Here is a 19,690-nt window from a genome sequence, read left to right on the forward strand (position 1 = left end):
TCGTATGGTCGGGGGGTGGACGAATCGGAGGACCGGGAACCGGCACTGGTGCAGGCCAAAGCGCTCGTGAAGCGCTTCGGCGGGTTCGAGGCCGTGCGCGGGATCGACGTCGAGGTGCGGCGCGGGGAGGCGTTCGGCTTCCTCGGGCCCAACGGCGCCGGGAAGTCGTCGACCATGCGGATGATCGCGTGCGTGTCCCCGCGCACCGACGGCGATCTGCGGGTGCTGGGCGCCGACCCGGAGGTGGCCGGTCCGCGGATCCGCGCGCGCCTGGGCGTGGTGCCGCAGCAGGACAACCTGGACGTGGAGCTGACGGTCCGGGAGAACCTGCTGATCTACGGCCGCTACTTCGGCCTGTCCCGGGCGGCGGCCCGGCGCAAGGCCGACGAACTGCTGGAGTTCGCGCAACTGACGGACCGCGCCGACGACAAGGTCGACCCCCTCTCCGGCGGCATGAAGCGGCGGCTCACGATCGCGCGCTCGCTGGTCAACGACCCGGAGCTGCTGCTGCTCGACGAGCCGACGACGGGCCTCGACCCGCAGGCCAGGCACCTGCTGTGGGACAGGCTGTTCCGCCTCAAGGCGCAAGGCACGACGCTGATCGTGACGACCCACTACATGGACGAAGCCGAGCAGCTCTGTGACAGGCTGGTGGTGATGGACCACGGCCGGATCGCGGCGGAGGGCTCACCGGCGGACCTGATCAAGCGCTACTCGACGCGCGAGGTCGTCGAGCTGCGGTTCGCGTCGGGGGAGCAGGCGTCGGCGGCCCAGCAGGTCGACGGGCTGGCGGAGCGCGTGGAGATCCTGCCGGACCGGGTGCTGCTGTACAGCGACGACGGCGAGGCGGCGCTGGAACACGCGCACGCCCGCGGGGTGCGCCCGCTGTCGAGCCTGGTGCGCCGGAGTTCGCTGGAGGACGTGTTCCTGAGGCTGACCGGCCGGACGCTGGTGGACTGATGGGAACCCCTTCGCCGACTCACCCGGCCGCGAGCCGTGCTGGTGTGCGCCGCTCGGAGCGGCTGGCGCCTGTCCCGGTCGCTCCTGGTTCGCCGGCCCGCTCGGCCCAAGCCGTGAGCCGTGCCGGTGTGCGACGCTCGGCCGCCGGCCTCGTCTTCTCCGGTGCGCCGACCCGTGCCGCGAGCCGCACCGGTGTGCGACGCTCGGCGGTTCACCCGGCTCCCCGCCCCGCAGCTCCTGGGTGGCGCCCGTGACCACCATCGAATCCACCGGCCGCGTCGTCGGCAAGTGGCACGGCGCCTGGCTGCAGGTCGAAGGGCGCTGGACCTGGTACCGCCGCCACTGGGTGTCCACTTTGTACTCCACCGGACTGCAACCGGTGCTGTTCCTCGCCGCCATGGGCCTCGGCTTCGGCTCGCAGGTGCGGCCGGGCACGGTCACCGGCGGCCTGTCCTACCTCCAGTACACCGCGCCGGCCCTGCTCGCCGCGGGTGCCGCTCAGCAGGCCGTCGGCGAATCGAGCTACCCCGTGCTGTCGGGGTTCAAGTGGCAGAAGGAATACCTGGCCGTCACGGCCACCCCGGTGTCCCCGGGCCAGGTGTTCGGCGGCCACCTGATCTGGTCGGCCCTGCGGCTGACGCTGGCGGGCGCGATCTACGCGTTCGTCGCGCTGTTCTTCGGCGCCTGGACCGGCCCGGGGGTGCTGCTGGTGGTCCTGGCGGGCACCGTCACCGGGCTCGCCTGCACCACGCCGATGGCCGCGCTGGCGGCCCGGACGTTCGACGAGGGCCAGCGGTTCGGCCTGATCTTCCGCTTCGTCGTGATGCCGATGACCCTGTTCAGCGGCACGTTCTTCCCGATCACCCAGCTGCCGGCCGCGATCCGCTGGCTGGCTTGGCTTTCCCCGCTGTGGCACGGCACGCAGCTGGCCCGCGGCCTGAGCATCGGCGGGGTCGGCGGCTGGGCGATGCTCGGCCACTTCGCCGTGCTGGCGGCCTTGTTCGCGGCCGGGTGGGCGCTCGCGCACCGGGCCTTCTACCGGAGGCTGGTGGTCTGATGGTGAGCGTCCAGGCCCCACCGCGCCGCGCCGGGCTGCTGCTGCGGGTGCTGCCACCCGGGCTGTACGCCGGCCGCGCGCGCATGCTCGTCGAGCGCTCGGTCATGGTGTACCGCGGCAGCTGGTTGATCTTCTTGTCCGGCGCGGCCGAGCCGTTCCTGTACCTGCTGGCGTTCCAGCTCGGCTTCGGCAGGCTGGTCACCGAGGTGCCCGGCCCGGACGGGCACCCGATGAGCTACGTCGCGTTCGTCGCCCCGGCGCTGCTGGCGACGTCGGCGATGAACGGCGCCGTCTTCGAATCGACGTACAACCTGTTCTTCAAGCTGCGCTACGCGAAGCTGTACGACGCGTTGCTGGCCACCCCGATCGGCCCCCTGGACGTGGCACTGGGCGAAATCGGCTGGGCGATCACCCGCGGCGGCCTCTACGCGGTGGCCTTCCTGGCGATCGCGGCGGCGATGGGCCTGCTCGCGTCGTGGTGGGCCCTGCTGATGATCCCGGCGGCCCTGCTGGTCGGCCTGGCGTTCTCGGCGATCGGCATGGCACTGGTGACGTTCCTGCGCTCGACGGCCCAGTTCGACTACATCCAGCTCGGCCTGACCCCGATGTTCCTGTTCGCGACGACGTTCTTCCCGCTCTCGGTGTACCCGGAGCCGCTGCAGTGGGTGGTCCGCTGCCTCCCGCTCTACCACGCGATCGAGCTGATGCGCGGCCTGGCGACGGGCCTGCTGTCGGGCTCGATGCTGATCAACCTGGCGTACCTGCTGGTCCTGGGGGGAGTAGGCCTCTGGGCGTCGACGCGCCGCATCGCGAAGCTGCTCCTGACCTGAGGGCCGCAAGCCGGCGGCGCTCAGCGAGCCGGGTCCGGCCGTCCCCGCGGTGCGGCGGCCGCCAGCGCGTCCACCATCCCGTGCCCGTAGAACCCGTTGAACCCCTCGTACCCGGCGCAGTACGCGTCTTGCGTGCCATCTCCGGTCAGGTCGTAGTCGGCCGGGCACGCCATCGGCGTCGCCTGCGCGTCGAGCGTCCGCCGCAGCTGCCGCGGCCGGGCACCGGGGTCGCGCGACGCCAGCAGCGCCAGCACCCCGGTGACGTGCGGCGCGGCCATCGACGTCCCGCACAGCGGCGCATACCCGCCCGGCACGGTCGAAAGGACGCACTCGCCCGTCTCGCCACCCGGCGCCGTGACATCGATCACGCCGAGCCCGTACGAGCTGTAGCCCGCCTTCACCCGGTCCGAACCCACGGCCGACACCGCGACGACGTCCCGGAGCCCGGCCGGCAGGGCCTCGCAGCCGCTGCCCGCGCCGGGCGAGCCGGACCGGGCCGACGGCGTGAGGTCGACGGCTTCGTTCGTCGCCGCAGCGACGTTCAACGTGCCCGCCGAAGTGCTGTACTCCACCGCGCGCGCCAGGGCCTCGTGCACCACGCCGCGGTCGTTGCCGCGGATGCACGAGAGCGTCCACGGGTTCACGAAGAAGCTGCTGTTGGTCAGGCGCATGTGGCGTGAGGCTGCCCACATCAGCCCGCACACGGCGGCTTCGGGATCGGCGTACCCGCGGTCGTCGATCACCTTCACCGATGCCACTCGCACCCCGGGCGCCACACCCGTCACACCTCTGCCGTCATCGGCCGCGGCGATGATGCCCGCCACGTGCGTCCCGTGCACCGACGTCGTCGGCGCCCACGCCGCGGGCGAGCGGTCGGGGGCGCCGGTCAGGCAGCCGGCCGAGTCGGCCGGGTCGAGCGCGTCGGCGAGGTCCGGGTGGTCCGGGTCGACGCCCGAGTCGAGCACGCCGACGACGACGTCGCGGCTGCCGTCGGAGAAGCCGCGCGCCCGGCCCGCGTTGATCATCCGCATGTCCCACTGCCGGTCGCTCAGGTCCGCCGTGGGCACCTTCGCGGGGTCGGTCCGGGGGAGCGCCGCCCGCGCCGGCTGGGGTTTCACCGGGTCCGTGGCGCGCTGCGCGGCCAGCCGCTCGGCCTGGGCGCTGAACGCCCGGTCGAGCCCGATCCGCTCGCCGAAGCCCGGGTCGCCGGAGGTGGCGATCGCCACCGCGATCTGCGGGTAGTAGACGGTGGTGGCGCCGCACGCGCCGGTGATCTGCCCGCGGGCCGAGGACTCCGCGGTGCCGCGGTCGAAGGCGACGACGTAGCGCAGGGACCGTCCGTGGGCGCAGCCGGGCTCGTCGGCCACCGCCGGACCGGCGGTGACGCATCCCGAAAGCACCAGGACGGTGCACACGGCCGCCCGCAGCGGCCGCGCCAGCAGGGACACCGGACCTCCCACCGGATGCAGGTACCGCGGGTGCCGGTGCGCGATCGATCCGGCCACCCCGAGCCGCACGGTAGCCACCCCGTGCCCGGCGGACAAGCGCTGCGGCCAAGTTCGCCCGCCCGGTGGCCCCCGCGGCGCGCCCGGACGCCTGCGGGAGGTACCGAGTACACCGGAGTGGTCACCCGGTGTGGGATACTCGGGGAGGCCGCTGGGCCGCGGGGCGCACGTGAGAGGTGCTGCCTGCGGTGTTGTGGCCCGGTGATGCGCATGAACTCCCGCGACGCGTCGCCGCCCGTGAACCGGGCGGCTGGACGACGTAGCGGGGCGGCCCGGGGGCCGCGAGTGCGTCACGCACGTCGCCGAGCAGACCTTTGACCGGGTTGCGCCCCACCGGAAGCGGTGGTGCGGCACCCGGTCGTCGGGCCAGGATTCCCGCCGCTGGTGACCACCACGGCGGAACGAACAGAAAGGGGCCCCTGCGCGGCCGCGTCCCTGCCGGTGCGAATCGGCAGACGCGCCCGGGGGCGGAGGAGACACATGTCGAACGCGGAAACACCCGCCGAGCACACCGGCGGGAATCCCGCCACACCCACGACCGGGCCACTGGCCGACCTGCCGCCCCGCATCCGGGTGCACGCGCTGGCCAAGCTGCTCGAGTCGCACAGCCGGGACATCCTCGTCAAGCTCACCGAGCTGGGCGAAAGCGTGCGCAGCGCGCAGTCGAGCGTGACGAGGGAAGTCGCGCTCAAGGTGGCCGGAGCCTTCACCTCGGCCGAAGGTGAGCAGGCAGCCGCCGCGCCCGTGGAAGCCGCGGCCGCCGAAGAGCAACCCGCCCGGGACAACGCCGACCAGGCCCCGCCCGCCGACCAGGGCTCCGCCCGCGACGGCGCCGACCGGGGCCAGGGCGACGCCGACCAGGCCCAGCCCGCCACCCAGGGCACCGCCGCCCGAGGCCGCCGCGTGAGCCGTGGCCGCGGCGAGGCCGCCCAGGCCGCGACCAGCCAGGCTCAGCCCGCCGACCAGGCCACCGGCAGCACCCGCGAGGCCGCCCCCGCGGTCCCGCCGGCCCCCGAGGTCCCGGCGGCCGAGGCCGAGAAGCCGCGCCCGCGCCAGAAGACCCGCGCCCACCTGCCGGTCTTCGCCGCGCCGTCGCCGGTGTTCCTGCCGCCGGAGCCGGCCGAGCGCGCGGTCAAGCCCGCGCGCAAGCCGGCCGACCCGTTCGCGGAGCCCGAGCCCCGCCCGGAGCCGCGTCGCGAGGCTCGCCACGAGGCCGAGGCCGTCGAGGAAGAGGCCGAAGACACCACCCCCGCCACCGACGCGAACGCCGATGACGACGAGGACGCCGGCAGCCGCCGTCGCCGTCGCCGCGGCCGTCGTGGCCGGGGCCGCGGCAAGGGCGCCGACGGCAGCGACGAGGGCGCCGAAAACGACGACGACCAGGCCGACGAGCAGCCGCGCCGCCGGAACCGCAACGCGGACGAAAAGCCCGAAGCGGACGCCGAAGAGGCCGAGGAAGCCGCCGGTCCGGCCGCGGAGTCCGACAGCGACGACGATGGCGAGGGCGGCAGCAAGCGCCGTCGCCGCCGCCGTCGCCGCAAGGGCTCGGACGGCGACGACGCCGAGACCACCGACGACCCGCCCAACACGGTCACCCACGTCCGCCAGGCCAAGGCCGAGCAGGCCGAGCGCGAGCGCCCGGCGCGCGACGAGGTGCGCAGCGTCCGCGGGTCGACCCGCCTGGAGGCCAAGCGCCAGCGCCGCCGCGACGGCCGCGAGGCGGGCCGCCGCCGCGCCCCGATCCTGTCCGAGGCCGAGTTCCTCGCCCGCCGCGAGGCCGTCGAGCGCACGATGGTCGTCGCCGAGAAGGGCGACTCGACGCAGATCGGCGTGCTCGAAGACGGCGTGCTGGTCGAGCACTTCGTGACGCAGTCGGGCTCCGGCTCGATCGTCGGCAACGTCTACCTCGGCCGCGTCCAGAACGTGCTGCCGAGCATGGAAGCCGCGTTCATCGACATCGGCCGCGGCCGCAACGCCGTGCTCTACGCCGGCGAGGTCGACTGGGACGCCGCCGGCCTGGAGGGCAAGGCCCGCAAGATCGAGCAGGCGCTGTCCACCGGCGACTCCGTGCTGGTCCAGGTCACCAAGGACCCGGTCGGGCACAAGGGCGCCCGGCTGACCACGCAGATCTCGCTGCCCGGCCGCTTCCTCGTCTACGTGCCCGCGGGCGGCGCCACCGGCATCTCCCGCAAGCTGCCGGAGAACGAGCGCCGCCGGCTCAAGGACATCCTCAAGCGGATCGTCCCGGAGGACGCGGGCGTCATCATCCGCACCGCCTCCGAGGGCATCGGCGAGGAGGAGCTGGGCCGCGACGTCGACCGCCTGAAGGCGCAGTGGGACGTCATCAAGGAGAAGGCCGCCGCCGGTTCCGGCAAGAAGGGCGGCGCGCCGACCATGCTCTACGAAGAGCCCGACCTGCTGGTCAAGGTCGTGCGTGACCTCTTCACGGAGGACTTCGCCAAGCTGGAGATCCAGGGCAACCGGTCGTGGGAGACCATCAACGACTACGTCCGGCACGTCGCGCCGGAGCTGACCGAGCGGGTCAAGCGCTACACCGGCACCGGTGACGTGTTCGCCGACCACCGGATCGACGAGCAGATCACCAAGGCGCTCGACCGCAAGGTCTGGCTGCCGAGTGGCGGTTACCTGGTCATCGACCGCACCGAGGCGATGACGGTCATCGACGTCAACACCGGCAAGTTCACCGGATCGGGTGGAAACCTCGAGGAGACGGTGACCCGCAACAACCTGGAGTCGGCGGAGGAGATCGTCCGCCAGCTCCGGCTCCGGGACATCGGCGGCATCATCGTCATCGACTTCATCGACATGGTGCTCGAGTCGAACCGCGAGCTGGTGCTGCGCCGCCTCACCGAGTGCCTCGGCCGCGACCGCACGCGCCACCAGGTCGCCGAGGTCACTTCGCTCGGCCTGGTCCAGATGACCCGCAAGAAGATCGGCACCGGCCTGCTGGAGGCGTTCTCCACGCCGTGCGAGCACTGCAAGGGCCGGGGTGTGCTCGTCTCGACCGAGGTGCAGCGCACCGGCGGCGGGGCCGGCCACTCCCACGGTGGCAACGGCAACGGCGGGAACGGTGGCAACGGCGGCGGTGGCGGCGGGGAGAAGAGCTCCCGCCGGTCGCGTGGCCGCGGCAAGGGCGAGGAGGCCGCCAAGGAGCAGGCCGAAGCCGCCAAGGCCGAGGTCCACGCCGTCCCGTCGCCGGAGCAGCGCGAGTCGATCGCGTCCGCGGTGGCGGCGATGGCGAACGCCTCGAAGGTCGTCAAGGAGCACGACCACGGCGCCGAGAACGGGCACGTCCCGGAGCCCGCCAAGGAGGTCGCGGACGTCCCGGCCACCACGGAGGCGGACGAGGCGCCGGTGGCGGCCGAGCGGCCGGTCGAGCCCGCCCAGGAGGTCGCCGGCACCCCGGTGACCACCGAGGCGGACGAGGTCCCGGTGCCGCAGGACGAGGAGCCGGTGGTCGAGCGCTCTTCGGCCCCGGAACCGGCCGAAGAGCCGGTCAACGAGTCTTCGGAGGCCGCCGAGCCGGTCGCCGAACCCGAGGTCAGCGTGCCCGAGCCGGCCGTGCGCTCCACCCGGCGCCGTCCGCGCCGGGCGGCGTCGCGGCCCGCGGGCCCGCCGGTGCACGCCTCGGACCAGAGCAGTTGAACAACTAGGGGACCCCGGTGGTAACGCACCGGGGCACCCCACGTAACCTGTAGTACGGCCTGCCACCAGAGCAGGTCGCTGCGCGAGTGCCGGACCGCCTTCAGTTTCGGGTGGGCCGATCGCGCGGGCCCCCACCCATTGTCGAGTAATGCAGGAGACTTCCGTGTCGGCGTACGCGATCGTCAAGACCGGCGGCAAGCAGTACAAGGTGGCCGTCGGCGACGTCGTCGAGGTCGAGAAGCTCGAGGGCGAGCCGGGCACCGAGCACATCCTCCCCGCCGTTTTGTACGTCGACGGTGGCGATGTCACCACGGACGCCGACGCGCTGGCGAAGGTCTCGGTCACCGGCAAGGTCGTCGAGCAGACCAAGGGTCCGAAGATCCGGATCCACAAGTTCAAGAACAAGACGGGCTACCACAAGCGCCAGGGTCACCGGCAGAAGCTGACCCGCGTCGAGGTCACCGCCATCTCCCTGTAAGAACTTTCCGGATCTGCTTTTTTCAGAAAGAGGGCTGAGCCATGGCTCACAAGAAGGGTGCGTCCAGCTCCCGCAACGGTCGTGACTCGAACGCGCAGCGCCTCGGCGTCAAGCGCTTCGGCGGCCAGGAAGTCAACGCGGGCGAGATCCTCATCCGTCAGCGCGGCACCAAGTTCCACCCCGGCGTGAACGTCGGCCGTGGCGGCGACGACACGCTGTTCGCCCTGGCCGCCGGTGCGGTCCAGTTCGGCGAGAAGCGTGGCCGCAAGACGGTCAACATCGTGGTGCCGGCCGAGGCCTGAGCCTTCGGTCGTCGTTGGACCTCTGACGAGGGGTGGGACCGGAATATCCGGTGCCACCCCTCGTTTGTTTTGTATATCCCCTTCTCGCGAGTGAAAGAGGCAAGTCATGGCGTCCCGGTTCGTGGACCGCGCGGTGATCCACCTGACCGCCGGCGACGGTGGGAACGGCTGCGCCTCGGTGCACCGCGAGAAGTTCAAGCCCCTCGGCGGCCCGGACGGCGGCAACGGCGGCAACGGCGGCGACGTCCTGCTGGTCGTCGACCCGAACGTGCACACGCTGCTCGACTTCCACTTCCGCCCGCACGCCAAGGCGGGCAGCGGCAAGATGGGCCAGGGCGGCAACCGCGCGGGCGCGGCGGGGGAGTCGCTGGTGATGAAGGTGCCGTCGGGCACCGTCGTGTTCACCGACGACGGCGAGCTGGTCGCCGACCTGATCGGTCCGGGCACCACGTTCGTCGCCGCCCAGGGCGGCCGCGGCGGCCTCGGCAACGCGTCGCTGTCGTCGAAGGCCCGCAAGGCACCCGGGTTCGCGCTGCTCGGCGAGCCGGGCGAGAGCCGTGACCTCACGCTGGAGCTGCGCTCGGTCGCCGACGTCGGTCTGCTCGGCTTCCCGTCCGCCGGCAAGTCGTCGCTGATCTCGGTGCTGTCCGCGGCCAAGCCGAAGATCGCCGACTACCCGTTCACCACGCTGGTGCCGAACCTCGGTGTCATCACCGGCGGCGACACGGTCTTCACGATGGCCGACGTGCCCGGCCTGATCCCCGGCGCGTCCGAGGGCAAGGGCCTCGGCCTCGACTTCCTCCGCCACATCGAGCGCTGCGCGGTGCTGGTGCACGTCGTCGACTGCGCCACGCTCGAACCCGGCCGCGACCCGCTGTCCGATGTGGACGCGCTGGAGGCGGAGCTCGCGAAGTACACGCCGAGCCTGGGCGGGAAGCTCGAGGAGCGCCCGCGCGTCGTCGTCCTCAACAAGATCGACGTCCCCGAGGCTGCCGAGCTGGCCGAGTTCGTCCGGCCGGAGCTGGAAGCCCGCGGGCTGCGGGTGTTCGAGGTCTCGACGGCGTCCCGCAAGGGCCTGCGGGAGCTGACCTTCGCGCTCGCGGCGGTCGTCGAGGAGTACCGCGAGGCGCAACCGGTGCTGGAGCCGGAGAAGATCGTCCTGCGGCCGCTCGCCGTCGACGACTCCGGGTTCACCGTCGAGGTCGACCCGGAGGAAGAGGGTGCGTTCATCGTGCGCGGCTCCCGGCCGGAGCGCTGGATCCGCCAGACCGACTTCGCCAACGACGAGGCCGTCGGCTACCTCGCCGACCGGCTGGACCGCCTCGGCGTCGAGGACCAGCTGGCGAAGCTCGGCGCGAAGCCCGGCAGCCCGGTCACGATCGGCGACGTCCAGTTCGAGTGGGAGCCGTCGACGCCGAGCGTCGCGGTCCACCTGTCCGGGCGCGGCACCGACGTCCGGCTGGAGCGCACCGACCGCATCGGCGCTTCCGAGCGCAAGGAAGCCCGCCGCATCCGGCGCGAGGGCACGGGCGAGTTCGACGACCTGGACGCCGACGAGTGAGTGGCACACGGCAGGCCATCGCGGCGGCACGCCGCCTGGTGGTCAAGGTCGGTTCGTCGGCGCTGACCACCGCGGGCAGCGGCCTCGACGTCGTCCGCCTGGACGCGCTGGTCGACGCGATCGCCGAGCGCGTCGCCCGCGACACCCAGATCGTCCTGGTCTCCTCGGGCGCGATCGGCGCCGGCCTGGCCCCGCTCTCGCTCGGCAAGCGCCCCCGCGACCTGGCGACCCAGCAAGCGGCGGCGAGCGTCGGCCAGCTGGCGCTGGCGCACGCGTACGCCGAATCGTTCGGGCGGTATTCGCTGACGGTCGGCCAGGTGCTGCTGACGTCCGACGACGTCGTCCGCCGCTCCCACTACCGCAACGCGCAGCGCACGTTCTCCCGGCTGCTGGCCCTGGGCGCGGTCCCGGTGGTCAACGAGAACGACACGGTGGCCACCGAGGAAATCCGCTTCGGCGACAACGACCGCCTGGCCGCACTGGTGGCCCACCTGATCGGCGCGGACGCGCTCCTCCTCCTGTCCGATGTGGACGGCCTCTACGACGGCGACCCCCGCGACGGCGCGACCCGCAAGCTGACCGAGGTCCTGTCGGAGTCCGATGTGGACGGAATCTCGGTCGGCATGTCCAGCTCCGGCCTCGGAACGGGCGGCATGGTCTCCAAACTCGCCGCGGCCCGCACCGCGGCGGGCGCGGGCATCCCCGTCCTCTTGGCGGCAGCCGCGGAAGCTTCCGCAGCCCTGACAACGGCTTCCCCCGGCACGGCCTTCGCCCCGGCGGACACCCGCTTGTCGGCCCGCCGCTTTTGGCTGGGCTACGCAGCGGACACAACGGGCAAACTCCGCCTCGACGACGGCGCGGTGACAGCGGTGGTCCGCCGCCGCCGCTCCCTGCTGGCAGCAGGCATAACAGGAGTGGAAGGCGACTTCCAGGCCGGCGACGTGGTGGACCTGGTGGACGCAAAGGACCGAGCCATCGCCCGCGGCGTGGTGGCGTTCGACGCAACGGAACTCCCGGACCTGATCGGCCGCTCCACCCCGGAACTGCCGGAGGAACAACGCCGCGAGGTAGTCCACGCGGACGACCTGGTCCCGCTGCGCCGCTAGCCAGCTCGCTCGCGCCGCGGTCGGCGGGTCTCGCCGCTGGGTGCTCCAGCGCCTGCCCCGCCCGCCTGCGCTGCCGACCGAGCTTGCCTCGCCTGCCCGCCCATCGACCCTGCCGCCCGAGCTTGCCTGGCCTGCCCGCCCGTCGGGGCGGGGCCGCCGCCCGATCAAGTCGCCTGGCCGCTGAGCTGCTTCAACGCAGCTGGCCCATGCGGCAGGTCTCGCTGTCATGCCCCAGCGCCGCCCACCGGATCCCCGCCGCGCTGCCGCCCGCCGGGCCGTCGAGCCACCTGCCCACCGAGCCACCTGCCCACCGAGTCGTCGGGCCGCCGGGCCGTCGGGCCGTCGGGCCGCCGGGCCGCCGGGCCAGTTGCCTGGCCGTCGACCGAGCCTGCCGAGCCGGCGAGCCAGCCCCACGCTAGCCGATCAAGGCGCCTCGACCGCCGAAATGCGGTAGCGGGCCACCGAGGCGTCGAGGATCTGGGCCGACTGCTCGTCCGATGGCCCGGACCCGCGGAAGCGCTCAAGGTCCGCGTCGGACTCCCAGCGCTCGTACACGGTGATCCGCCCGGAGTCGAGCAGGTCCGCGCCCAGCGCGTACTCGAGGCAGCCGGGCGCTTCCCGCGCCAGCCGCACCGCTTCGGCGCAGTCCCTCAGGTAGGCGTCCCGCGCTTCGGGCGCGACCGCGAGCCAGCCGGCGATGATGATCATGTCGGGTTGATCCGATCCGCCTTGATGGTCAGCAGCAACCGCGTCTGGTCCCGGCCGCCCCACCACGGGTACGGGCCGCCGAGGTAGCGCTGCGAGAGCTCGTCGATGTGCTCGACGGCGCCTTCCTCGGTCATGTCGACGACCTGCCCGCGGATCGCGTAGTACCGCGACGGCCGGTCGCGGTCGGCCACATTGAGCGCCACCCGCGGGTCGCGCTCGATGTTGCGCTGCTTCTGGTGCCCCAGCACCGTGTTGACCAGGATGTGCGTCCCGTCGGTGTCCACCCAGGTCTGGGTGAGCTGCGGCGAGCCGTCCGGCATCGACGTCGCCAGGAAGCAGAGGCTGGGTTCGCGCAGCAACGCGAGGAGGTCGGCGGGCAGTTCCAAGGTGGTCTCCGCTAAAGCCGGTCGGGCGCTTCGATGCCGAGCAAGGAGAGCCCGAGCGCGAGCGTGTGCGACGTCAGCGTAGTCAACCTCACCCGCGACGCGCGCAGCGACGGTGAAGACGCTTTCAGGACCGGACATTCCTCGAAGAACCGGGAGAACATGACGGCCGTCTCGTACAGGTACGTGCACAGCTTGTGCGGCGCGTAGCCGTTCGTCGCCGCCTTCAGCGCTTCGCCGAACCGAAGCAGCTTCACCGCCAACGCGCGTTCCGCCGGCGCCTCCAGCGTGATTTCCATGCTCTCGGGCTGCTCGCCCGCCTTCCGGAGAATCGACCGCGTCCGCGCGTGCGCGTACTGCAGGTACACCGAGGTGTTGCCCTCCTTGGCGAGCATCCGGTCCCAGGCGAAGACGTAGTCGCGCTCGCGGTCGCCGGACAGGTCGGCGTACTTGACCGCGCCGATGCCCACCGCCCGGGCGACCCCGGCCTGGCCCGCCGCGTCGAGCTCGCTGCGTTCGGCGACGACCGCGGCGGCCTGCGTCACGGCTTCGGTGAGCAGGTCGGCCAGCTTGACGGTATCGCCGGACCGGGTCCGCATCGTCTTGCCGTCCGCGCCGAGCACCGTGCCGAACCCGATGTGCTCGGCGTGCCCGGTCAGCCAGCCCGCCGCGCGGCAGACGGCGAACACCATCGCGAAGTGCTGGGCCTGCGGCGCCCCGACGACGTAGAGCAGATCGGTCGCGCCGCGGTCGGCCGTCCAGTACCGGACGGTGGCCAGGTCCGTGGCGGCGTACCCGTAACCGCCGTCGCGCTTGCGGACGATCAGCGGCAGCCGGTCGCCTTCGCGGTTGCGGAAACCTTCGGGGAACACGCAGACGGCGCCGTCGCTGATCTCGGTCAGCCCGGCCCGTTCGAGGTCGTCGACCACCGCGGCGAGGAACGGGTTGTAGAAGCTCTCGCCGTAGATGTCGTTGTCCGTCAGCGAAATCCCGAGCAGCGCGTAGACCTCGTCGAAATGCCGGGTCGACTCCGCGATCAGCTCCCGCCAGACGGCAAGCGTCGCTTCGTCACCGCTTTGCAGCTGCACGACCCGCTCGCGCGCCCGGGTCGCGAACGCCGCGTCGTCGTCGAACTTCCGGCGCGCTTCACGGTAGAAGGCGTCGAGGTCGGCAATGCCGCTCCGGCCGGCCGAGACGTCGAGCAGGTGCTCGATGAGCATCCCGAACGGCGTTCCCCAGTCGCCGAGGTGGTTGTGCGGCAGCACTTCGTGGCCGGCGAACCGCAGCAAGCGCGCGAGGGCGTCGCCGATCACCGACGTCCGCAGGTGCCCGACGTGCATCTCCTTCGCCACGTTCGGACTGCTGTAGTCGAGCGCGATCCGCCGTGGCGCGGCGGTTTCCGGCACACCCAGCCGGGGATCGCCGAGCACCGCGCCGACACGCGTCTCGAGCCATTCCGTGCGCAACGCGAAGTTGAGGAAACCGGGCCCGGCGATTTCGGGCGCGTCCGCGATGCCGTCGAGCTCCAGCGCCCCGGCGATCAGCCCCGCGACCTCACGTGGCGCGCGGCCGAGCCGCTTGCCCAGGCTCATCGCGAGGTTCGCCTGGTAATCGACGCCTTCGCGTGGCGACGCCTGGATCAGCGCCTGCTCCGGTGTCAGTTCGACGTCCAGCGCCCGGCCGGCGGCGGCCACCACTCGGCGCGCCAGTTCCTCGGTAACGTCGGCGGTCTGCACGGTGTCCCTCCTTCGGCTCGGTCACGGAGGCCCGCAGCGTAGCGAGCGTGACCGGCCGGCGACGAAGGGTTTAGTCCAGCTCGCGGCCCTTCGTCTCCGGGAGCGTGAGGATCACCGCGAACGCGATCGCGGCACCGGCGGCGACGTACCAGAAGTAGAGCGTCTGCGACACCGTGCCGAACAGGGTGATGAGCAGCGGAGCGGTACCCCCGAAGACCGCGACGGTCAGGTTGTACCAGGCGCCGATCCCCAGCGCGCGCAGCTCGGTGGGGAACAGTTCACTCATGATCGCCGGCGCGATCGACGTCATCGCGGTGTACAGCCCGAGCCCGACGCAGAACACCACGAGCAGGCCGCCGACGCCCGGGCCGATCAGCGTGGACAGCGGGACGACGACGATCGCGGTCGCGCCGGACCACACGAGCAGCTGCGGCTTCCGCCCGAACCGGTCCGACAACGCGCCGAGCGGGTACTGCAAAGCGATGAACAACGCCGTGCCGACCGAAAGGGCGAGGAAGACGGCGTCGGCACTCGCGTGCCGGGTCTTCACCGCGAACGACGTCAGCGCGCTGAAGAACGTGTAGTAGCAAAGGGTCGAGAGCATCGTGAAGCCGACGAGCCGGACGACGGCCTTCGGGTGGTGCGTCAACGTCGTCAGCAGCGGCCGTTCGATCTTCCGGGCCTTGGCCTTCGTCTGCTCGAACAGCTCGGTTTCGGCGAGGCTGCGCCGCAGCCACAACCCGACCAGGCCGAAGACACCGCCCAGCAGGAACGGCAGCCGCCAGCCCCACGACGTCAGCTGCGCCTTGTCCAAGGTCCGCGCGAGCACGAACCCGAGGACGGTCGCGACGAGCACGGCCGAGCCGGTCGAGATGTAGAAGAACGCCGAGTACCGGCCACGGCGTTCCGCCGGCGCGATCTCGCCCAGGTACGCCGACGCGTTGGACGCCTCACCGCCCAGCGACAGGCCCTGCGCGATGCGCGCGAGCAGCAGCAGGATCGGCGCGAGCCAGCCCACCTGCGAGAACGTCGGCAGCAGGCCGATCGCCACCGAGCCGCCCGCCATGAGCAGGATGGTGAGGATCATGGCGGGTTTCCGCCCCCGGGTGTCGGCGAAGCGTCCGAGCAGGACGCCGCCGAGCGGCCGGAAGAAGAACGCCAGCGCGTAGGTGGCGAAGGTGTTGATCAGGGCCAGGGTGTCGTTCCCGGAGGGGAAGAACGCGCCGGCGAAGTAGATACTGAACGTCGCGTAGATCGTCCAGTCGAACCACTCCAGTGCGTTCCCGGCGCTCGCCGCGAACAGCTTGCGCACCGGCAGCCGGTGGCGCTGCACCCGCACGGTGGACTCGGTCATGGCGGCCTCCCGTCACCCGAAGGTGGAACGGGACTTTGCCACATTCGTTCGCGGTGCGAAAGATCCTGACTGCCCGGTTTCTCGGTTCTCCTCTCGCTCAGGCCGTGCTCGCCAGCGCGAACGGCAACACGGCGGGTGCTCCGGCTCGCCGCAGCAGCCGCGCGGCCAGCGTCATCGTCCAGCCGGTGTCGATGACGTCGTCCACCAGCAGCACCGGCCCGGCCGGCAGCGTGGCGGCGAGGTCGGCCGGCATGCTCATCCGCCGCCACAGGTCGGCCAGCCGCTGCGCGCTGTTGGCCTGCCTCGGCGGTGGCCCTTCCGCGTCGAGCGCGCCGAGGAAGTCCAGCTTGCCGATCTCGGCCAGCCGCGTCGCGAGGCTGTACACGAGCTGCGGCCGCGTCTCCGACGGCACGGCGACCACCGCCACCGGCCGTTCCGTCCACTGCCACCCGGCGAGCACCTGGACGCAGGCCTTGAACACCGAATCGGGCACTTCGGTGTCCTGCGCTCCGGGGCCGACGAGCTCCCGCAGCCGGTTGCCCCAGCCGACGTCGGTGAGCCGCCCGAGGACCTGGCCCGGCTCGGCCTGGTCGTCGGCCGAGATCCGGCCGGACACCGGGACGTCCAAAGAGGACATCCCGGTGGGCCACTGCTTCCGCGGCGCCACCTCGACGCCCGGTCGCTGCAACCGTTCCCGGGTCGCTTCGGCGACGTCGTCCGCCACCGTCGTGTCCCAGTGGTTCCCAGTGCAGTTGTCGCACCGCCCGCACGGCACCGCCTCGGGGTCGTCGAGCTGGCGCCGCAGGTACTCCATCCGGCAGCCGTCGGTCGCCAGGTAGCCGAGCATCGCGTTCTGCTCGCGGTCACGCGCCTCCGCGACCCGCTTGTAGCGCTCGCGGTCGTACTGCCAGTCCTCGCCCGTGCTCGTCCAGCCGCCCTTGACGCGCCGCACCGCGCCGTCGACGTCCAGCACCTTGAGCACCATTTCCAGCCGCGACCGGGAGAGTTCGACCGAAGGCTCGAGCGCCGCAGTCGAAAGTGGACGGTCGGCGTACGCGAGCGTGTTCAGCACCTGCGTCACCCGCAGCTCGTCGGGGAAGGCGAGCGACCCGAAGTACGCCCAGATCGCCTTGTCCTCCTCGCCGGGCAGCAGCACGACTTCGGCGCGCTCCACGCCACGCCCGGCGCGGCCGACCTGCTGGTAGTAGGCGATCGGCGACGACGGTGCGCCGAGGTGCACGACGAACCCGAGGTCCGGCTTGTCGAACCCCATGCCCAGCGCGGAAGTCGCGACGAGCGCCTTGACGCGGTTGCCGAGCAGGTCGTCCTCGGCCGCCTGCCGGTCGGCCGGGTCCGTCTTGCCGGTGTAGGCCGCCACCGGGTAACCGCGGTCTTTCAGCAGCGACGCGACGTCGTGCGCCGCCGCGACGGTGAGCGTGTAGATGATCCCGGACCCGGGCAGCTCGGCCAGGTGCTCGGCGAGCCACGCCAGCCGTGCCTGCGACGTCGGCAGCCGGCACACCGACAACCGCAGGCTTTCCCGGTCGAGGCTGCCGCGCAGCACCAGCGTGTCCGCGCCGGTGCCGAGGCCCAGCTGCTCTGCGACGTCGGTGACCACGCGGTCGTTCGCGGTCGCCGTCGTCGCCAGCACCGGCACGCCGTCGGGCAGGTCGCCCAGCAGGGTGCGCAGGCGCCGGTAGTCCGGCCGGAAGTCGTGGCCCCAGTCCGAAATGCAGTGTGCCTCGTCGACCACCAGCAGGCCGGTGCTCGCGGTCAGCTTCGGCAGCACGTTGTCGCGGAAGTCCGGGTTGTTCAGCCGTTCGGGGCTGACCAGCAGGACGTCCACCTCGCCCGCCGCGACCGCCGCCTGGACCTGGTCCCACTCCTGGGCGTTCGCGGAGTTCATCGTCGCCGCGTGGATCCCGGCGCGCGCCGCCGCCGAGATCTGGTTGCGCATCAGGGCGAGCAGCGGCGAGACGATGACCGTCGGCCCGCTTCCCTGTTCCCGCAGCAACGCCGTGGCCAGGAAGTAGACCGCCGACTTGCCCCACCCGGTGCGCTGCACGACCAGCGCCCGGCGCCGGTGCGCGACGAGGGCCTCGATGGCCGTCCATTGGTCTTCGCGCAGCTTCGCCGAGTCGCCGGCCAACGCCCGGAGGAGGGTCTCGGCGCGGTCGCGGAGTGCTGAGGTGGTGCCGGTGGTGTCCACGTCCCCACGTCTACCCCATGGCACCGACGAACCGGGAATCGGCGGCGTCGCGAACGGACCGTTCGTGACGAATACGGGTGGTTATGTGACCTGAATCACATCCACTGCCCGGTCGAGGGGGGTGGCGGACAGCACCCGGCGTCCCGCGCGCGCGATGTATAGGCTCCCGAGTCATGTCACCACGGCGGATCGGGGTCATGGGCGGCACCTTCGACCCCGTGCACCACGGCCACCTCGTCGCGGCCAGCGAGGTCCAGTCCCGGTTCGGGCTCGACGAAGTGATCTTCGTCCCCACCGGCCAGCCGTGGCAGAAGACCAGCCGCCGGGTGACCAAGGCCGAGGACCGCTACCTGATGACGGTCATCGCGACCGCGTCGAACCCGGTGTTCTCGGTCAGCCGCGTCGACATCGACCGCAGCGGCCAGACCTACACCGTCGACACCCTCCGCGACCTGCACGCCGAGTACCCCGACGACGAGCTCTTCTTCATCACCGGCGCGGACGCGCTCGAGCAGATCCTGACCTGGCACAAGGCCGACGAGCTGTTCGACTTCGCGCACTTCATCGGCGTCACCCGGCCCGGCTACCGGCTCAACTCGCACCACCTGCCCAGCGGGAAGGTGAGCCTCGTCGAGGTCACCGCGATGGCGATCTCGTCCACCGGCTGCCGCGACCGGGTCGAACGCGGGGAGCCGGTCTGGTACCTCGTGCCCGACGGCGTCGTCCGCTACATCGCCAAGAAGGACCTTTACCGGAAGAGCGACTGAAGGCCCGCTGGTCCCGGCGGGTACCCTTCTCGGGCGAACCCGATCTGTGAAGGAGCACTGTGACAGCCACGTCCGAGGCACGAGAGCTGGCCGTAGCGGCCGCACACGCGGCGGCGGACAAGAAGGCCAGCGACGTAGTCGTGCTGGACGTGTCCGAGCAGCTCGTCATCACCGACGCCTTCGTCATCGCCTCCGCGTCCAACGAGCGGCTGGTCGGCGCGATCGTCGACAACGTCGAAGAGAAGCTGCGGGAGAGCGGCCACAAGCCGGTCCGCCGCGAAGGCGCCCGCGAAGGCCGCTGGGTCCTGCTCGACTACGTCGACGTCGTCGTGCACGTCCAGCACGTCGAAGAGCGCACGTTCTACGGCCTCGAGCGGCTGTGGAAGGACTGCCCGCGCATCGAGGTGGCCGGTCTCGAGGAGCCACCCGCCGACGAGGACCCGGACGTCCCGTGAGCCCGCGGCGGCTCGTGCTCTGGCGCCACGGCGAGACGGACTACAACGCCGCCGGGCGGATGCAGGGTCACCTGGATTCGGCGCTGACCCCGCGCGGCTGGAACCAGGCCCGCTTCGCGGTGCCCGCGCTGGCCCGGTTCTCGCCCGACCTCGTCATCGCGTCCGACCTGCGCCGCGCCACCGACACGGCCACCGTGCTCACCGACGCCATCGGCGTCCCGCTGCGCATCGACAAGCGCCTGCGCGAGACGCACCTCGGCGAGTGGCAGGGGCTCACCGGCGCGGAGGTCGACGCGGCCTACCCCGGTGAACGCGACCGCTGGCGCACCGACGCGACCTGGGCCCCGCCGGGCGGGGAAAACCGCGTCGACGTCGCCGACCGCGCCGGTGAAGTGGTCGCCGACCTGCAGCAGGCCAACTCCGACGTCGGCGACACCGTGCTGCTGGCCGCGCACGGCGGGCTGATCATCGCGCTCACCGCCCGGCTGCTGAACCTGCCGGTCACGATCTGGCCGTCGCTGGGCGGGATCTCGAACTGCCACTGGGTCGAGCTGGGCCTGCGCGACGGCAAGTGGCGGCTGCACGCCTTCAACGCGGGGATGCACGGCTAGCC

Annotated in this window: 17 protein-coding genes; 11 read left to right on the plus strand and 6 right to left on the minus strand. The window is 72.1% G+C overall.

The genetic code is table 11. The features are described from left to right. The first annotated feature begins 15 nt into the window (after window positions 1-15). The 3 genes from MUY14_RS03405 to MUY14_RS03415 all read left to right on the plus strand — a co-directional run bounded on the left by MUY14_RS03405 (window position 16) and on the right by MUY14_RS03415 (window position 2,847). Window positions 16-960 carry an ABC transporter ATP-binding protein gene (locus MUY14_RS03405; protein WP_247020685.1) on the plus strand — a complete coding sequence of 315 codons (945 nt, stop codon included), beginning with the start codon at window positions 16-18 and terminating at the stop codon, window positions 958-960. Window positions 961-1,210: 250 nt separating this feature from the next. Further along, window positions 1,211-2,017, plus strand: a complete 807-nt coding sequence (locus MUY14_RS03410; RefSeq protein ID WP_247020687.1) for an ABC transporter permease — start codon at window positions 1,211-1,213, stop codon at window positions 2,015-2,017. Next, window positions 2,017-2,847 (plus strand): ABC transporter permease, encoded by an 831-nt coding sequence (locus MUY14_RS03415; protein ID WP_247020689.1) that lies wholly within the window; start codon window positions 2,017-2,019, stop codon window positions 2,845-2,847. The genes MUY14_RS03410 and MUY14_RS03415 overlap by 1 nt, the downstream gene beginning before the upstream one ends. A gap of 20 nt (window positions 2,848-2,867) precedes the next feature. Here the strand turns inward: MUY14_RS03415 and MUY14_RS03420 are convergent, their stop codons facing one another. Further along, complete coding sequence (locus MUY14_RS03420) at window positions 2,868-4,295, minus strand: S8 family serine peptidase (RefSeq protein ID WP_247020691.1); 1,428 nt, start codon at window positions 4,293-4,295, stop codon at window positions 2,868-2,870. 537 nt (window positions 4,296-4,832) lie between these two features. On the opposite strand from MUY14_RS03420, the gene MUY14_RS03425 reads away from it, so the two are divergent. The 5 genes from MUY14_RS03425 to proB all read left to right on the plus strand — a co-directional run bounded on the left by MUY14_RS03425 (window position 4,833) and on the right by proB (window position 11,465). Continuing rightward, window positions 4,833-8,018 (plus strand): Rne/Rng family ribonuclease, encoded by a 3,186-nt coding sequence (locus tag MUY14_RS03425; protein ID WP_247020693.1) that lies wholly within the window; start codon window positions 4,833-4,835, stop codon window positions 8,016-8,018. Between the two features lie 163 nt (window positions 8,019-8,181). Then, complete coding sequence (gene rplU, locus MUY14_RS03430; RefSeq protein WP_003067132.1) at window positions 8,182-8,496, plus strand: 50S ribosomal protein L21; 315 nt, start codon at window positions 8,182-8,184, stop codon at window positions 8,494-8,496. Window positions 8,497-8,537: 41 nt separating this feature from the next. After that, on the plus strand, window positions 8,538-8,798 hold the full coding sequence (rpmA, locus tag MUY14_RS03435) for a 50S ribosomal protein L27 (protein ID WP_247020695.1): 261 nt from the start codon (window positions 8,538-8,540) through the stop codon (window positions 8,796-8,798). Window positions 8,799-8,904: 106 nt separating this feature from the next. Continuing rightward, window positions 8,905-10,359: a GTPase ObgE gene (gene obgE, locus MUY14_RS03440; RefSeq protein ID WP_247020697.1), complete on the plus strand. Its 1,455-nt coding sequence runs from the start codon at window positions 8,905-8,907 to the stop codon at window positions 10,357-10,359. Further along, window positions 10,356-11,465 (plus strand): glutamate 5-kinase, encoded by a 1,110-nt coding sequence (gene proB / locus MUY14_RS03445; protein WP_247020699.1) that lies wholly within the window; start codon window positions 10,356-10,358, stop codon window positions 11,463-11,465. The genes obgE and proB overlap by 4 nt, the downstream gene beginning before the upstream one ends. Window positions 11,466-11,888: 423 nt before the next feature. Here the strand turns inward: proB and MUY14_RS03450 are convergent, their stop codons facing one another. The 5 genes from MUY14_RS03450 to MUY14_RS03470 form a co-directional block, all read right to left on the minus strand. Further along, window positions 11,889-12,173: a putative quinol monooxygenase gene (locus MUY14_RS03450; protein ID WP_247020701.1), complete on the minus strand. Its 285-nt coding sequence runs from the start codon at window positions 12,171-12,173 to the stop codon at window positions 11,889-11,891. Then, entirely contained in the window at window positions 12,170-12,559 is a 390-nt protein-coding gene (locus MUY14_RS03455; protein ID WP_247020703.1) for a PPOX class F420-dependent oxidoreductase, read from the minus strand. Before MUY14_RS03455 ends, MUY14_RS03450 begins: the two co-directional genes overlap by 4 nt. An 11-nt stretch (window positions 12,560-12,570) precedes the next feature. Beyond that, a complete protein-coding gene (argS, locus tag MUY14_RS03460; protein ID WP_247020705.1) occupies window positions 12,571-14,292 on the minus strand; it encodes an arginine--tRNA ligase in 1,722 nt (573 codons plus the stop codon). Window positions 14,293-14,362: 70 nt separating this feature from the next. Continuing rightward, window positions 14,363-15,646 carry an MFS transporter gene (locus MUY14_RS03465; RefSeq protein WP_247020707.1) on the minus strand — a complete coding sequence of 428 codons (1,284 nt, stop codon included), beginning with the start codon at window positions 15,644-15,646 and terminating at the stop codon, window positions 14,363-14,365. Window positions 15,647-15,743: 97 nt separating this feature from the next. After that, the gene (locus MUY14_RS03470) at window positions 15,744-17,855 is read right to left on the minus strand and encodes a RecQ family ATP-dependent DNA helicase (protein WP_247020709.1); all 2,112 of its coding nucleotides are present in this window, start codon (window positions 17,853-17,855) and stop codon (window positions 15,744-15,746) included. A gap of 197 nt (window positions 17,856-18,052) precedes the next feature. On the opposite strand from MUY14_RS03470, the gene nadD reads away from it, so the two are divergent. The 3 genes from nadD to MUY14_RS03485 are packed head-to-tail and all read left to right on the plus strand — an operon-like array spanning window position 18,053 to window position 19,688. Then, the gene (nadD, locus tag MUY14_RS03475; protein ID WP_247025043.1) at window positions 18,053-18,622 is read left to right on the plus strand and encodes a nicotinate-nucleotide adenylyltransferase; all 570 of its coding nucleotides are present in this window, start codon (window positions 18,053-18,055) and stop codon (window positions 18,620-18,622) included. 59 nt (window positions 18,623-18,681) lie between these two features. Then, complete coding sequence (rsfS, locus tag MUY14_RS03480) at window positions 18,682-19,077, plus strand: ribosome silencing factor (RefSeq protein WP_247020711.1); 396 nt, start codon at window positions 18,682-18,684, stop codon at window positions 19,075-19,077. Further along, complete coding sequence (locus MUY14_RS03485; protein ID WP_247020713.1) at window positions 19,074-19,688, plus strand: histidine phosphatase family protein; 615 nt, start codon at window positions 19,074-19,076, stop codon at window positions 19,686-19,688. Before rsfS ends, MUY14_RS03485 begins: the two co-directional genes overlap by 4 nt. Window positions 19,689-19,690: the final 2 nt, after the last annotated feature.

It is taken from the genome of Amycolatopsis sp. FBCC-B4732 (genome assembly GCF_023008405.1).
GTDB classification, from domain to species: Bacteria; Actinomycetota; Actinomycetes; order Mycobacteriales; family Pseudonocardiaceae; genus Amycolatopsis; species Amycolatopsis pretoriensis_A.

Bases quoted from the DNA above. Each gene is read 5' to 3' on its own strand.
- MUY14_RS03415 (WP_247020689.1), top strand. From the start codon at position 2,017: ATGGTGAGCGTCCAGGCCCCACCGCGCCGCGCCGGGCTGCTGCTGCGG.
- MUY14_RS03425 (WP_247020693.1), top strand. From the start codon at position 4,833: ATGTCGAACGCGGAAACACCCGCCGAGCACACCGGCGGGAATCCCGCC.
- rpmA (WP_247020695.1), top strand. From the start codon at position 8,538: ATGGCTCACAAGAAGGGTGCGTCCAGCTCCCGCAACGGTCGTGACTCG.
- obgE (WP_247020697.1), top strand. From the start codon at position 8,905: ATGGCGTCCCGGTTCGTGGACCGCGCGGTGATCCACCTGACCGCCGGC.
- MUY14_RS03450 (WP_247020701.1), bottom strand. From the start codon at position 12,173: ATGATCATCATCGCCGGCTGGCTCGCGGTCGCGCCCGAAGCGCGGGAC.
- MUY14_RS03465 (WP_247020707.1), bottom strand. From the start codon at position 15,646: ATGACCGAGTCCACCGTGCGGGTGCAGCGCCACCGGCTGCCGGTGCGC.
- nadD (WP_247025043.1), top strand. From the start codon at position 18,053: ATGGGCGGCACCTTCGACCCCGTGCACCACGGCCACCTCGTCGCGGCC.